Raw genomic sequence first — 14,284 nt, 5'->3', positions numbered from 1 at the left:
GTCGGATTCCAGCTCGGAGCCCGGCGCCGCCTCAAGGGTTTCCTAGGCGGAGTCCGCTACGGACAGGTTCTTGCAATCGAATGGTTCGGTACCTCCCTCGATGGAGATCTCGGCGCTCTGGGTGCGTTCCGTGAGCCGGTAGAGGTCCAACGGGTTGATGGTGCCGGCTGCCTAGAAGTTCTCCGGCTGCATCTTGCCCAGGGCTGTGCCCTTGGTGACCTGTCCTCGAGCGCGATGGCGAGTTTGCCGACCTTGCCCGTGGCTGTGGCGCGCACGTCGTGGTACGTCACCACGGCTTTGGCCGGCGTCTGGGGTTGTTCGTCCGCGGACTTCGAACCGTTGTCAGCGGACCTGGCGGTGTCCGTGGCCTCGGGCTGGATTTCGGCGCGGATCTGGAAGATCCGGGCGCCCTTGCTCACGTTGTCGCCGGGCTTGACGAAGGCCCAGTTCACGACGCCGTCCACCGGGGCGTTGAGCGTTTGGGCTTCATCGAGCTTGATGGTCCCGGTAATGGCCAGGGTGTTCTTCACCGTGGCCTTGCCGACCGTGACGGTTTCCGCCGGCACTTCACCAGTGGGATCCAGCTGATCGTCGTTGGCCGAACTGCTGCCGGTGAAGGCGAGGCTGACAAGACTGACGGCGATCACCGAACCGGTCAGCAGCCAGGAAATGGGCAGGACAAAGCGCCAGAAGACGCGGCGTTGGCTCATTAGACACTAATTTCCATTCTTCGATGAATAGCGCAACTGCCAAGCGATACCAACGAACGAAATGCCCAACTTCAATCTTATAAGTTGGATTATTACCGTTCTGGTCAAAGGTAAATAGAGAACTCGCCCTCAGCGAATGTTCGGAATGTGCGTCGGGTGCGTTGCCGTGACGTCGAGTACCCGGTTCCCGGTGGCCTGCTCAGCTGCGCCAGACAGACCCCACGACATATTCGCGCGGGAGTGATCGCCTGCTACCGCAGCCTGCCTGCCCTGCCGGGGCATGCACGATAGCCGCCAAGCGCTCAGGCACTGGGAGATCTGGGAGCTGCCGCTGTTGCCGTGCGCGCCTGAAGCGTGAGCTCCACCCGGGCGCCGCCGTGGTTGGACAGTTTCATCGTGGCGCCCAGGGCCTGCGCCTGTCCGCTGGCGATGGTCAGCCCCAACCCGATGCCGCCACCCTTGGAGACGAAGCGTTCAGGACCGGTGTCGAGGATGCTGCGCGGAAAACCCGGCCCGTGGTCCAGCACGCTGACGCTCGTGCCCCGGGTGCCGACCAGGATTGCCCCGGAGCCATGGGTCGAGGCGTTGCTGACGAGGTTTTCCAGGATGCGCTCAAGACGCTTGGGTTCCACCAGCACCGTGCTGCCGCCGGATTGCAGCTGAAGCTCGAGATGTGCGCACTGCTCGGGCCGCCGTTCGCAGATGCGCCCGATGATGTCGGCAACGCAGGAATCAAGGTCCAGCTCTGAGAGCTGGGCGGTTTCAACGCCTGACTCCAGCCGCGAGACCTGGAGCAGGTCCTCGACGAGGTTGCGCAGCTTGGCGACCCGGTCCTGGACAAGCTGCGTGGGACGCGATTCGGGAAGCAGGCTGGCGGCGGTGACCAGCCCGGTCAACGGGGTGCGCAGCTCATGGGCGAGATCAGCGGAGAAACGCTGCTCGGCCGCGAGCTTCGCGTTCAGCTTCTGGGCCATGGCGTCCACTGCCTCGGCGAACTGGTCGACTTCGTCCTTGCCTCCGAAGGGTTTGCCGATCGCGTCTTCCACCAGCACCCGGCGCTCGCCGGAGGCGATGGCGCGCGCCGCCTGGGAGCCCTTGGACAGCCTTTGGACGAGGCGGGAAACGATGAGCGTGCCCAATGCCGAGACCAGAACCAGCGTCGCGACACCTGCCCAGAGCAGGGCGGTGTCAACGCTGTGCCGCATCTGCTGGCTGTTGGCCCAGGACACCGACAGGGACAGGACTGCCGGCTGCGTGCCCAGGCTGACCGGGGCTGCCGCGTAGATGATGTCCTGGCCGTCGAGCCTCGCACGGTAGGTGATGTACTGGCCTGCCTTGGCGGCATCCCGGGCCTCGGCCGGCAGCTGCGGATCGTTGACCTTGGCTCCCAGGATGCTGATTCCCGTCTCATCCAGGATCCGCACCGCCTGCTTCAGCGAGCCGGTGGCCTCGTCGCGCAGCCGCTGTTCCTCGGAAATCGTGATCATCTGGCGCACCAGCAGCGCCGAGATCACCAAGGTCAGCAGGACCGACAGGATGGTCATCCCGGTAATTTTCCACCGCAGGCTCATGGCGCTTGATCCTGCAGCCGGTAGCCGAAGCCGCGGACTGTCTCGATGCGCGATGCTCCGATCTTCCGGCGCAGCCGCTGGACATGGACATCGATGACGCGGTGGTCGGCATCCCAGGTGTAGCCCCAGACCTCGGAGAGGATATCGCTGCGCGAGACGACCACCCCCGGATCCTCGCTGAGCATCAGCAGGATCTTCAGCTCGGTGGGAGTCAGGTGGATCTCCCGCGCATCCAGCGTCACCACCAACCGGTGCGGGTCGATGTCCAGCCCCTTCGCGTCCGGCACCGGTTCTCCATGGGCAACGGTGTTGGCCTGCGGCATCGCGGTGCGCCGCAGCACCGCCCGCAACCGGGCGTCGAGCACCTGCAGGTCGAACGGCTTGGCCAGATAGTCGTCCGCCCCGGCGTCCAGCCCGGTGACCATGTCCAGGCCTTCGCCGCGGGCCGAGAGCATGATCACCGGTATGTTGCTGAAGCCGCGCATCTGGCGGCAGACCTGGGTTCCGTTCATGGTCGGCAGCATGACATCCAGCAGTACCGCGTCCACCGGGTCTTCTTTCTGCAGGCGTCGGAAGAGCTCAAGGCCTTCCAAGCCGTCCTCGGCCCCGAGGACGTGATAGCCCAGGCGCTCAAGTCCGATGCTCGTTGCCTCCCGGATGACCGCGTCGTCCTCGATCATCAGCACTCGGACGCCATCGGCCTTCACTGCTCCGTCCCCTGGTCCTGGGCCGGATCGACCGGGCTGGCGAAGGAATCGCCTTGGATGAACTGCCCATCCTGGTAGCGGAACATGCGTACCGACCAGCCCGAGGGGCAGCACATGGGGTCATCGGGTTTGTAGACAGCTTCCTGTGCGACAAGGCTGCCTTCCTTGCCCGCGCTCAGGTACACGTCCGAGCCTCCGACGGCGAGCGCGACCTCCGGTGTGCCCTTGGCATCACGGATGGCGAAGGAAGCGAAGCTGTAGGCGTCCCCGGCGGTGCTCACGGAGTAGATCTGGAACTTTTCGCCTGCAGTTTCGTAGGCGGGCAGCGCGACCAGGCATTTGTCGCATTCGGTCAGGTACTCGCGGATGTCCGCTTCGGAGTTCTCCCGGGTGCTCACGGCATCCAGGTCGGTGGCCAGCAGGACCTGCCTGACCTGCGCGGGAGAGAAAGGCCGTTCCCAGGCCCTTTCATCGTTGATTGATGGTGCGGAGGACTGCGCGGCAGGCGTGGTCGGGAGCGCCGGAGATTCGATCCGCAGCGGATCGTTGGAGCTGCAGGCACTGGTTCCACAACATAGCAGCAGTGCGCAGAGCATGCCGAGTGCACGCCGTAAAGCCACGGGATCCCTTTCGATTGTCTGCCGGAAGTGTGCGGAGCGCTGACCGGCACTGCCAATTATGCCCGCGGCAGTCCGTGAAAACGCCTGAAACTGCCGTCGAGCAATCTGTCGATTGTGTAACAAAACCGATGGATTGCCGATAGGTGGTCGGGAGCTGGCAGTCGGTGCGTGTTGGAAGCATCTTAACCGTGAATCATCAAGTCTCCCTCGCAGCTCCACCACCGGGTGCGGCCACGCCCATCCGCGAAACACCGACCCGCAATTTCGCCCTGGACGGACTGCGCGGCATCGCGGTGCTTGCCGTGCTCGTTTACCATTTCTGGCCTGCGGCCTTGCCCGGAGGTTTCCTTGGAGTGGACCTGTTTTTCGTCCTGAGCGGGTACCTCATTACCGGCGGCCTGCTTCGGAGCACGGAAGCCGGACGATTCCCCGACCTGCGCGCCTTCTGGAGCCGACGAGCCAGGCGCCTGCTGCCGGCCATGGTTCTGGTGCTGGTGGTTTCAACGGCGCTGGCACTGCTGGCTGCGGGGCAGCTTCCAGCCGGGCTGCGCTGGCAGTGGGCCGGCGCGTTGACCTACACCAGCAACTGGATGCAGATTGCCCACGGCAACAGCTATTTCGCGTCGATGGAACCGGCGTATTTCCAGCACTTCTGGTCACTTGCAGTTGAGGAGCAGTTCTACCTGCTGTGGCCGCTGGTGTTGGCCGCGCTGGCGTGGCTGCTGCGAAGCCGCCGGGCCTTGATGTGCGGAATCCTGGTCCTGGCCATTGCCTCCGCGGCGAGTATGGCCTGGGGCTTCGACCCGTCCAAGGATTCAAGCGTGCTGTATTTCGGAACCTGGACGCACGGTTTCGGCCTGTTGCTCGGATCCGCGGGCGCCGCAGCCAGTGCGAGCAGAAAACCTGCGGACGCGACGGTGCCGCGCCGGAAGCTGATGTTCATCCAGCTGTCCCAGGTCCTGATGCTGCTGGCGATGCTGGGCGGATTCTTTTTCCTTCCGGACGCTTCTGCCGCGGCTTATCAGGGCGGCATGGCGCTGTTCAGCCTGCTCGGAACGCTGCTGATCCTCACGCTGATGATATCCGGGACCTTGACACGGGCGATGCTGAGCATAAAAGGCCTGTGCTGGTTGGGCAACCGGAGCTACGGGGTGTACCTGTGGCACTGGCCCCTGCTGCTGCTGGCCCAAACGGTATTCCCGCCCCAGGCGGCCACGGCAGCGGTGCTGTGCACTATCCCGCTGGTGATTCTGGCCGCCGAACTGTCCTGGCGGTTCGTCGAGGAGCCGATTCTGCGTTACGGTTTCAAAACCGCCGTGGCTGGCTGGTCCGGGCGCATCGCCGAGCGGGTCAAACGGGTGTGGAACGGAACGACGGGAAGCTTCGCCTCGGTGCTGCCGCTGCTGGCCTTGGTGCTGGTCCCGGCATGCGCTGTGTCCGTGCTCCTTGCGTCTCCGGAGCAAAGCCAGCTGGAACAGGAGCTGGCCCAAGCCCAAGATGTTTTGGCGGAACAGCAAGAATCCGCCCGGGTTCCGGAATCAAACGACGCGACGCCTCCTGGCGCAATTGCCCATGAATCGACGAATGATTCGCGAAAACCTGCGCGCAGCCCACGGAACTTCACTGGAAGCGATGTCACGGCGTTGGGGGATTCGGTGATGCTCGCCTCCTCACAGCAACTGTTGAAGAGGCTGCCGGGGATTTCTATTGATGCCTCGGTCGGAGCGCAGATCTGGGACGCGCCTGCACAATTGCGGGAGTTGAAAAGCGCTGGTAAGTTGCGCCAAGTGGTGGTGCTTGGCCTTGGGACCAATGGGGACCTGCCGGCGGGAACCCTGGACGAAGTCCGGCGGATCCTCGGACCGAAGCGCGAACTGCTGCTGGTCACGGCGTACGCTCCGCGGCAGTGGATCGGCAGCGTCAACGGCAAACTCCACGCGGCCGCCGAAGCCGATTCCAGAACCCATCTGGTCGACTGGGCCGGAACCGCGGAGGGTATTGACGACATTGCCCGGGACAAGATCCATCCCGGACCGCATGGCAGCGCCGCCTACGGAAAACTGCTCGCTCAGGCGGTAGCGAGGCTCTGAGACCGCAGTGCGCTGGCCTGTTGCGGCGTCATACGCCGCCCGGATCAGGGTGCTCGCGCGTAGGCTGGGAAATGTAGCATTCATACCCGGAATCTGCCGGGTCACGAAAGGTGAGACATGTCGATTGTTGTCATTAATGCCCTGTCGATTCCCGGCGAAGCAGGACCGGAGCTGGAAAAGCGCTTCGCAGCCCGCAAGCACTCGGTTGACCAGGAGCCTGGCTTCGAAGGCTTCCAGTTGCTGCGTCCGGTGAATGGCGAGGACCGCTACTTCGTCTACACCCAGTGGGCCACCCGCGATGACTTCGAGAACTGGCGCAACAAGCGTTCCGAAGCTGCCCACGCGCCCAACGACGGCAAGAAGCCGGTAGCCAGCGGCGCGGACCTGATGGAGTTCGAGGTCGTGGAACTGTAGGCACGGCATCCCCTGACTGCGCCCCGGCACCTGATGGTGCTGGGGCGTTTGCCGTCTCAAGTACGGGATCCTTGGCGCGGGCTGGGTTGGTTTGCATGGGAGGTGACGTGGGAACGGCCCGTGGATACGCTTGGAGCAACCGCGGGGCCGTTGCTGCTCCGCGCAGGGTGGCAGTACGGGTCGTTTGGCAAGGGAGATGCGCGTGAAGCTGATAGTTGTCGGGGCGGGGCTCGCCGGATTGCAGGCAGCCCGCGTGGCGCTCGAGCAGGGGCACGACGTCACCGTGCTTGAAGCGGCTGAGACGGTCGGTGGCCGGGTGGCCACCGACATCATTGACGGGTTCCGCTGCGACCGCGGTTTCCAGCTGCTCAACCCTAGCTATCCGGAAGCCAGACGCACTGCGTCCCTGCGAAGTTTGGATTTGCATCCTTTCGGCAAAGGGGTAGCGGTCCGCGGCGAATCCTCGCTGGAGGTTCTGGCCGATCCCTTGCACCACCCCGTACGCGCCGCGCATCTGTTCGGCGGATCCGTGGGGGCACCGGATCTGGCGGCTGCCTGGCGCTGGGTCCGCCTGGCCGGCAACTCTTCGCTGACGCTGCGCGAATCCATTGAGCGGTCAGGGTTCTCCGCCCAGTTCCGGAAGGTCGTCGAGAAATTCTTCTCCGGGGTCGTTGCCGATTCCCAGTTGCAGGTGCCAGCCGCGCTGGCCCGCACGCTCTCGTGGTACTTCGCCATTGGGCGTCCTGCGCTCCCGGCCCAGGGTATGGCGGCTCTTGCCCAGCAGCTTGCCGAACCCCTGCGCGAGCACATCCAGCTGTCTGCACCCGTGGATTCCGTTGCCGTGGATGCGGCCGGCCAGGTGCAGGTGCGCTGCGAGTCGGGTCGCGACCTCGTGGCGGACCACGTGATCATTGCCGCCGGCCCACGCCACAGCGCCAGGCTCTCTGGGCAACCGGAACCACCCACGAATTCGCTGAGCACCTGGTGGTTTGCCACGCCGCACCGTCCCTCGGAACTTCCGTTCCTGCACGTAGACGTCCGGGAGGGCGCGGCACTCGCGCATGCCGCGGTGATCTCCAATGTTGCGCCCTCCTACGCCCCGGCAGGTTGGCACCTGGTGGAGGCGACGGCCGTGGGGGACCACGGGCTGGATGACGAGGCGGCGCTGGACCAGGCCGCCGACCTGCTCGGCGAGACCCGCAGGGACTGGCGGTTGCTGGTCCGCCACGACATTCCCGACGCACTGCCGTCCCTGGCCCCGGGACAGGAACCGCTGGATACCAAGCTTCCCGGGATCACCTTGGCCGGGGACTTTGCCCAGCCCTCGATCCAGGGCGCCCTGGCCAGCGGCAGGCTTGCGGCAGGGATAGCGGTTCGCCGCTAGACCCGGAGCACAGCCTTCACTGCGCCCCGTTGGCGCGTTCCAGCTCCCCGGCAGGGAACGAAGTTTTGAGATTCCTGTGAGCGGGCAGGGGATCTGGCAAACTCTTCGGAATTCGGTCTTTTCGGGGCCCACAGACCCCGCATAATTAATATTCACATGATGTGGATCGGAGGAAGATACTCCGATCGGAAGGGAACGATGGACGCTTCAGGCGACAGTAGATGTCACAGGCCTAACCCTCTGCCCGGTAGGAATGCCGTTCAGACGCATTGCGGCAGGGGGTGTAAATAATGGAGTGGATATCGTTGCTGCTGGCCATCGTCCTGATCGCGGGATGCGGCCTGTTCGTGGCCGCAGAATTCTCCCTGATCACGGTTAACCGCAATCAGGTCAAGCAGGCCGCGGAATCCGGTGACCGCCGCGCGTCCGGCGTGCTGAAGGGCATGAGCACCCTGTCCACACAGCTGTCCGGAGCCCAGCTTGGAATCACCCTGACCAACCTGGGTATCGGCTTTCTGGCCGAGCCGGCCATCGCCGCCCTGGTGGTGGGGCCGCTGCAGGACGCCGGGCTGGATCCGACGCTTGCGCGTTCGGTCTCCGTGGCCATCGCCCTGGTGCTGGCCACCATCCTGACCATGGTCTTCGGCGAGCTGGTTCCCAAGAACCTCGCCATCGCCAAGCCTTTCGCTACCGCCAAGGCAGTGGTGGGCTTCCAGCGCGGATTCAGCGCCGTGACCAAGCCGCTACTGGTGTTCTTCAACGGCAACGCCAACTGGATCGTGCGCCGCTTCGGTATCGAACCGCAGGAAGAGCTGGCCTCGACGCGCTCCTCCGAGGAACTGGTGGCGCTCGTGGGCCACTCGGCCCGCGAAGGCGTGCTGCCCTCGCAGACCGCGGAACTGATGCGCCGCACCGTGGCCTTCGGCAACCGCCGCGGCCACGACGCCATGACCCCGCGCTCGCGCATGGTCAGCATCGCCGCCGAGCAGAGCGTGCAGGAAGTGCTTGCGCTGGCCGCCGACACCGGCCACTCGCGATTCCCGATTCTCAGCGACGACGGCCGCCAGGTCGACGGCCTGGTGCGCATCCGCACCCTGCTGGCCGTGCCCTATGAGCGGCGGGAGACCACCGCGGTGGGCACCCTGGCCGAGGAAGCCACGCTGGTTCCCGACACCGTGGAGCTGGACGAGCTGATGGACCAGCTGCGCCGCGAGGACCTGCAGATGGCAGTGCTGATCGACGAAACCGGAGACGTCGCCGGGCTGCTGACCCTTGAGGACCTGGTGGAGGAAATCGTCGGCGAAGTGCGCGACGAGCACGACCCGGAAGACGGCACCGTGCAGGTGCTGGGCGAGAACTCGTGGATCCTCGATGCGGCATTGCGGCCGGACGAAGCCAATGAACTGGTCGGCTGCCAGATCCCGCGCGACGCTGACTACGAAACCCTGGCAGGCCTGGTGACCCTGCAGCTGGGCAAGCTCGGTGAAGTCGGAGACCAGGCGACGCTGGTGGTCCCTGGCCTCCCGGGGCAGCCCGAGAAGGAACTGCGCTTTACGGTCATTGAAATGGACGGTTCGCGGATCGCCACGGTGGAACTGACCGCGGTGGAACTGGATGAACAGGAGCAGAACCGATGAGCGACTTAACCGGAATCATCCTGACAGTCCTGCTGCTGGCTGCGAACTTCTACTTTGTCGGCGCGGAGTTCGCGCTGATCTCCGCCCGCCGCAGCATCATCGAGCCCAAGGCTCAGGCGGGCAGCCGCAGTGCCAAGATGACGCTGTGGGCCATCGAGAATGTCTCCCTGGTGATGGCCGGCGCGCAACTGGGCATCACCGTCTGCTCCCTGGCGCTGGGCTACGTGACCAAGCCCCTGGTGAAGTACGCGGTGGCCGGGCCGTTCGAGGCCATGGGCATCCCGGTGTCGTGGATCGATCCGCTGTCCTATGCCATCGCCCTGATCCTGGTGACCTACCTGCACGTGGTGCTGGCTGAAATGGTGCCGAAGAACATGGCGCTGGCCGGACCGGAGCGCATGGCGCTGATCCTCGGCCCGAGCATGGTCGTGCTGGTGAAGATCCTGCGCCCGGTGCTGTGGACCATGAACGCGCTGGGCAACCTGTTCCTGCGCTTGATGGGTGTGACCCCGAAAAACGAGGTGGCCAGCGCGTTCACCCGCAACGAGGTGGCGGACATGGTGGCCGAGTCGCGCTCCGGTGGACTGCTTGACCACCATGACGAGCAGCTGCTGATGGGTGCGCTGAACTTCGACGCGCACAGCATCGAGTCGGTGGCCATCGACTTCGGCAAGGTCCGCACCCTGCCGCGCAGCAGCACGGTGGCCGAAGTGGAGCAGGCCGCCTCGCAGGGCTTCTCCCGCTTCCCGCTGATCGAGGACGGCAAGCCGGTGGGCTACGTGCACATCAAGGACGTGCTGGGACGCGGGGCCGCCGAGCGCTCCCAGACGCTGGAGCAGGCTGCGGTGCGCGCCTTGCCCGAGTTCACCGCGCAGCAGCCGGTGCGCACCGCCCTGCAGCAGATGCAGAGCAGCGGCGCCCACCTGGCGCTGGTGAAGGACGCCGCCACCGGCAAGGTCACCGGCATCGTGACACTTGAGGACATGCTCGCCGAGCTGGTCGGCCAGATCCGCGACCAGACCACGGTGGCGAGCTGGGAAGCCTAGCGATATGGCCCAGCGTATTCCCATCCGGCGGACTTCCGGTAGTGCGAACTGTTGATGAAGCAGGTGCCTGCGCTTCGGCCACTGTTGCCGCGCATAACCGGCGCGTCTCCAGCCTGAGCGCACTTGGCCGAGCGCTGGGAAACCATCAAAGTAACTCTTGAACGAGAAATGCCGGGCGTCTGGGAAATACGGCCGCGGGGGAGTGCGCCGGTTGTGATGGGGCTGATTTTGCGGTGTTTGACCCCATTTCGGGCAATGGTGACGAAGGTCATTCTGAAATGGGCTGATTTCCGTGAACTGTAAAAGCGGTGACCTACACATCCCTAGTAGACGAAAATCCTTCCGGTCATCCATGGCCACCACAGGCCACCCCTAGGGAAAGGGCAGATCGTGTTCGCACTCTGCAGCAACTGCAACAGCAAGATCCAGCACGACACCACCGCATTCAACCTCTACGTCCGCACCGGCACCGGGCTCGACAACTGCCGCACAGCCGGCTCTGCACCCGCAATCCTCGGGATTGTCATCAGCGAAACCGACGGAGGCACTATCCGCGCCATCGGAGCCAACTCGACCGAAGAAGCACTGGAAGCATTCGACCGGTACAGGCTCCACGTGTACGGAGACCGCCTCCCCAGCTTTGGGGTCGAGGCCTACACGCTCCGCAAGGACTTCGTGCAGACCAGCCCGGAGGAAACCGCCGAGCAGGTCAAGCTCGTCATTGTTCCGGACGCGATTGACCTCGATGGCTACACGCCGGTAGTCACCTTCGGCGAAATCAACTAGCTCTAGGAACTGCAAGGCCCGGGCGAGGAATCGTAAATTCCTCGCCCGGGCCTTGCTCGTGGATCGCGACGTCGCATAGTCGGCCAGTTTCAATCTTGGCTAGCCTAGACGCAGCGCTCTTCTAAAACGGTGCGGCTGGACTCAGCCTCAGCCTTCGTCATCCAAAGATCGTATTTGTGCTTGACTTCGATCTGACGCGTCACATAGTCGCACCAGAAGCCCTTGTTAGGGGGAAGCCATGTAGCCGCGTCTCCATCTCCCTTGGACCCGTTGGTGGGGCCGTCAACCGCCAGCAAATTGAGGGGGTCGTTCGCGAACTCGAGACGCTGCTCAGCAGAAAGCTTCTGAGCTCCCTTTTGCCATGCATCTGAGAGCGCCACAACATGGTCAATCTGCACATCGTTGCTCGTGCCTTGGCCTCGCTGGAATTCGATGGTCTCCCCGGTGTAAGGATCATCCAGGGAACCAGTCAGCACGACGCAATCCCGGGTGCCGGCCTTGTGCGATGTCACCGTCAAGTCCCGGTTCAGGATGTCATTTCGAGTGTCGCAACCATTGTGGTCGGTGTCGCCCCAACCGCTGCCGAACATGCTGCGCTCGTACCCTGTTTTCGGGGCGCGCCCCTTGATGGGGATTTCTTCGAGCATCGTACTGGCCGTTGTCCCGCCTGTTGAAGGGCTTTTGGATTCTGCGCTTGGTGTCGAAGAAGGTTGTTCGGTTGCCGCTGGCATGGTGGCCGTAGCCGTCGGCGACTCGGTCGTGATAGTGATCGGCGGAGCTTCCGACCGGATCACGATGGGAGGCGCCGACGGCATCGCTGTCGCCGTAGGCTCTGCAGCCTGGGTAGTTGCCGGCGTGGCACCGCATCCAGAAAGCAGCAGTGCCAGGGCAGCTAGCCCGGCTACCGCGGCGTTGTTTAGTTTTCGCACGCTACGCCGTCCCCATCACGGTCGAGCTTGCGCGAATAACCTGGGTCACCACTGTAAATCGGTGCGGCCCCGGCTGCCTTAACGGCGCTGCAGTTGGCGTAGTATGTGCTGCTTGGAGCCTTGGCCGGTGGGGGAGTGTAGGCCTCACGTTCTGCTTTTTCCTGCGCGGCTTTCTTGTCGGCAGCCTTTTTCTCAGCTGCTGCCTTTTTCTCGGCTTCGGCTTTTTCTGCTGCTTTCTTCTCCGCAGCGGCCTTGGCATCGGCTTCTTTTTTCTCAGCCGCGGCTTTCGCCTCGGCAACCTTCTTTTCTTCGGCCTTCTTGGCGGCAAGGATCGCCTTGTCGTGATCGTCCTGAGTAGTCCAAACGAAGACCTTCGACGCGTTTCCGTCGCAGTAGAGCTTGTCGGCTCCCTGTTCCATGACGAGCTCGTCGCCGTCGCATTCCTCACCAACGAAGTCTGCAATGGCCGTGGGTGAAGGGGACTCTGACTGGGAAGGGGTGGGCGACTCGCTGCTTGTCACAATTGGCGAGGGTGGCTGTGACGCGACCGTGGGCGCGGTCTCTGCCGGGCCCATGATTGCGCCCGTGATGGCCATCAGGACTACCATCGCGGCAGTGAGCCCGCCGGCCTTGCCTTTTCCTTGCATGCCGAGCCAAGGGACGCGTCCCTTTACGAGTCCGATAATTCCTAGAATCAGGCCTACGAAGGCAATGATTGCGAACAGCTCAGGGATTAGGAAAAGCAGTGCGACGAGTACTGCAAAAACCCCTAGAATGATCCACCATACTTTGCGGCCCGGCTTTTTCGGCGGCTCAGAATTGCCGGGTGAAAAGGGTGACCCAAGTTCAGACATACTAAATTCCTCAAACGTGCGAATGAATACCGAAGATAATTCTGTGGTTCCGCACCGATAAAGGCAATTCGCGTCCTTCGTAAGGATGTAACGACTTGAAATTGATACTCAAAAACATGCGATGAGACTATGATCAGTGCCGGGCTAACCGCTCCCCAGGTTTGCATCAGTCCAGAGCGATTGGATGGCTAATTTTCGAACCGGTTCGCGGCTGGATGAACGCCGGAACAAGGCCGCGCGTTTTGCCTGTTCAGGGGGTTTCCGGGTAGGTCCCGTCGCCGAGGTCCGGATTGGCCAGAACCTGCAGCGGGTCGTTGAGGAACACCCTGCGTCCATCCAGGCGCAGCCGGCGCAGTCCTTCCAAGGCCATCCGGCGGGCCACCGTGGTGAAGGAATAGACCCGGGAGATATCCACCAGCACCGCGGTGCGCGAGGTGGAGGCCGCCATCAAATCCAGCAGTTCGGAGGCGGCGGTGAACTGCACGTTGCCCTGCAGGACAAAGATCTCGCGGGCGGCTTCCTGATGGACGTCCACCACGTCCAGCTGGCCGCTGCTGGGTGCGAACAGGTGCAGGCCCATGTCGGTGGACAGCCGCTCGAAGGCCCGGCCCGCGCGCTGGCTGTTGCCGTGGGCGTCGAGCCGTGGCGAGAACGCTCCGATGCCCACCTGGTCCGGAAGCACCCCGACCAGTCCTCCGGCCACGCCGCTCTTGGCGGGGATTCCCACCCGGGTGAGCCAATCGCCGGCCCCGTCGTACATGCCGGCCACCGCCATGACCGACATGACCTGCTGGGCGATGCCCTCGCTCAGCACCCTTTCGCGGGTGCGTGGCTGCACGCCGCCGTTGGCCAGTGTTGCCGACATGAGCGACAGGTCCTCTACGGTGACCAAGATGGAGCACTGGCGGGTGTATCCCGAGACCACCTCATGCGCGTCGGTGCCGAGAATCCCGTAGCTGCGCAGCATATGGGCCGTGGCGAGGTTGCGGTCAGCCGTCTCCATTTCCGAGGCGTACACGCTCTCGTCGATGCGCAGTTCGCGTCCGGCCATCTGGGAGAACAGTTCCAGCACGCGGGCCACGCGGGCCTCGGTGCTGGCATCCTCTGCGACCAGCAGACCGTGGGTCATGATGGCCCCGGCATTGATCATCGGGTTCTTCGGCCGGTGGGTCCCTTCTTCCAGTGACAGTTCGTTGAAGGCCTCGCCCGAGGCTTCGACCCCGACGGACCGCAGCACCCTGTCCAGGCCCCGGTCCATGATGGCCGCCGCGTAGGCGAACGGCTTGGAGATGGATTGAATGGTGAATTCTTCGAGGTGGTCCCCGGCGGAATAGGTGCTTCCGGTAGCCGTGGTGACAGAGAGGGCGAAGAGATCCGGGTTGGCCTGCGCCAGTTCGGGAATGTACTGGGCGGTGTTTCCGCTGGTGTCGTTCCGGAGGCTGTCGAGCACCTCGTCGAGGTAGTCAGGAATCGGGGTTTTCATGGATTGTTCCTCGTCGCTGTTGTTCCACGTCACTGGTGCGTTGGCGCCCTGCC

13 protein-coding genes are annotated in these 14,284 nt (G+C 63.9%); 6 read left to right on the top strand and 7 right to left on the bottom strand.

Annotated features, from left to right (window positions below):
- Nucleotides 1-56: 56 nt before the first annotated feature.
- The 4 genes from RF641_RS14670 to RF641_RS14655 form a co-directional block, all read right to left on the bottom strand.
- Entirely contained in the window at nt 57-710 is a 654-nt protein-coding gene (locus tag RF641_RS14670; RefSeq protein WP_424573492.1) for a hypothetical protein, read from the bottom strand.
- 302 nt (nt 711-1,012) lie between these two features.
- The gene (locus RF641_RS14665) at nt 1,013-2,281 is read right to left on the bottom strand and encodes a sensor histidine kinase (protein ID WP_047120341.1); all 1,269 of its coding nucleotides are present in this window, start codon (nt 2,279-2,281) and stop codon (nt 1,013-1,015) included.
- Nucleotides 2,278-2,988 (bottom strand): response regulator transcription factor, encoded by a 711-nt coding sequence (locus RF641_RS14660; RefSeq protein WP_424573491.1) that lies wholly within the window; start codon nt 2,986-2,988, stop codon nt 2,278-2,280. Before RF641_RS14660 ends, RF641_RS14665 begins: the two co-directional genes overlap by 4 nt.
- The gene (locus RF641_RS14655; RefSeq protein WP_424573490.1) at nt 2,985-3,608 is read right to left on the bottom strand and encodes a hypothetical protein; all 624 of its coding nucleotides are present in this window, start codon (nt 3,606-3,608) and stop codon (nt 2,985-2,987) included. The genes RF641_RS14660 and RF641_RS14655 overlap by 4 nt, the downstream gene beginning before the upstream one ends.
- 188 nt (nt 3,609-3,796) lie before the next feature.
- Between RF641_RS14655 and RF641_RS14650 the strand changes: the two genes are divergently transcribed.
- The 6 genes from RF641_RS14650 to RF641_RS14625 all read left to right on the top strand — a co-directional run bounded on the left by RF641_RS14650 (nt 3,797) and on the right by RF641_RS14625 (nt 10,965).
- Nucleotides 3,797-5,698, top strand: a complete 1,902-nt coding sequence (locus RF641_RS14650; protein ID WP_424573489.1) for an acyltransferase family protein — start codon at nt 3,797-3,799, stop codon at nt 5,696-5,698.
- Between the two features lie 117 nt (nt 5,699-5,815).
- Nucleotides 5,816-6,112, top strand: coding sequence for an antibiotic biosynthesis monooxygenase family protein (locus RF641_RS14645; protein ID WP_053799012.1), 297 nt, complete (start codon nt 5,816-5,818; stop codon nt 6,110-6,112).
- Between the two features lie 202 nt (nt 6,113-6,314).
- The gene (locus tag RF641_RS14640) at nt 6,315-7,496 is read left to right on the top strand and encodes an NAD(P)/FAD-dependent oxidoreductase (protein ID WP_424573488.1); all 1,182 of its coding nucleotides are present in this window, start codon (nt 6,315-6,317) and stop codon (nt 7,494-7,496) included.
- A 290-nt stretch (nt 7,497-7,786) separates the two neighbouring features.
- Nucleotides 7,787-9,133, top strand: coding sequence for a hemolysin family protein (locus tag RF641_RS14635; RefSeq protein WP_053799010.1), 1,347 nt, complete (start codon nt 7,787-7,789; stop codon nt 9,131-9,133).
- Nucleotides 9,130-10,179 (top strand): hemolysin family protein, encoded by a 1,050-nt coding sequence (locus tag RF641_RS14630; protein ID WP_053799009.1) that lies wholly within the window; start codon nt 9,130-9,132, stop codon nt 10,177-10,179. Before RF641_RS14635 ends, RF641_RS14630 begins: the two co-directional genes overlap by 4 nt.
- 390 nt (nt 10,180-10,569) lie before the next feature.
- Nucleotides 10,570-10,965: a hypothetical protein gene (locus tag RF641_RS14625; protein WP_047120335.1), complete on the top strand. Its 396-nt coding sequence runs from the start codon at nt 10,570-10,572 to the stop codon at nt 10,963-10,965.
- Between the two features lie 104 nt (nt 10,966-11,069).
- Here the strand turns inward: RF641_RS14625 and RF641_RS14620 are convergent, their stop codons facing one another.
- The 3 genes from RF641_RS14620 to RF641_RS14610 all read right to left on the bottom strand — a co-directional run bounded on the left by RF641_RS14620 (nt 11,070) and on the right by RF641_RS14610 (nt 14,231).
- Nucleotides 11,070-11,612 (bottom strand): HNH endonuclease family protein, encoded by a 543-nt coding sequence (locus RF641_RS14620; RefSeq protein WP_424573487.1) that lies wholly within the window; start codon nt 11,610-11,612, stop codon nt 11,070-11,072.
- Nucleotides 11,613-11,881: 269 nt separating this feature from the next.
- Nucleotides 11,882-12,748, bottom strand: coding sequence for an excalibur calcium-binding domain-containing protein (locus RF641_RS14615; protein ID WP_424573486.1), 867 nt, complete (start codon nt 12,746-12,748; stop codon nt 11,882-11,884).
- Between the two features lie 250 nt (nt 12,749-12,998).
- A complete protein-coding gene (locus RF641_RS14610; protein ID WP_424573485.1) occupies nt 12,999-14,231 on the bottom strand; it encodes a glutaminase in 1,233 nt (410 codons plus the stop codon).
- Between the last annotated feature and the right edge of the window lie 53 nt (nt 14,232-14,284).

Source organism: Arthrobacter sp. 'calajunan', assembly GCF_046940185.1.
In the GTDB taxonomy this organism is placed as follows: Bacteria; Actinomycetota; Actinomycetes; order Actinomycetales; family Micrococcaceae; genus Glutamicibacter; species Glutamicibacter soli.
This window is presented reverse-complemented; position numbering and strand designations above follow the sequence as displayed.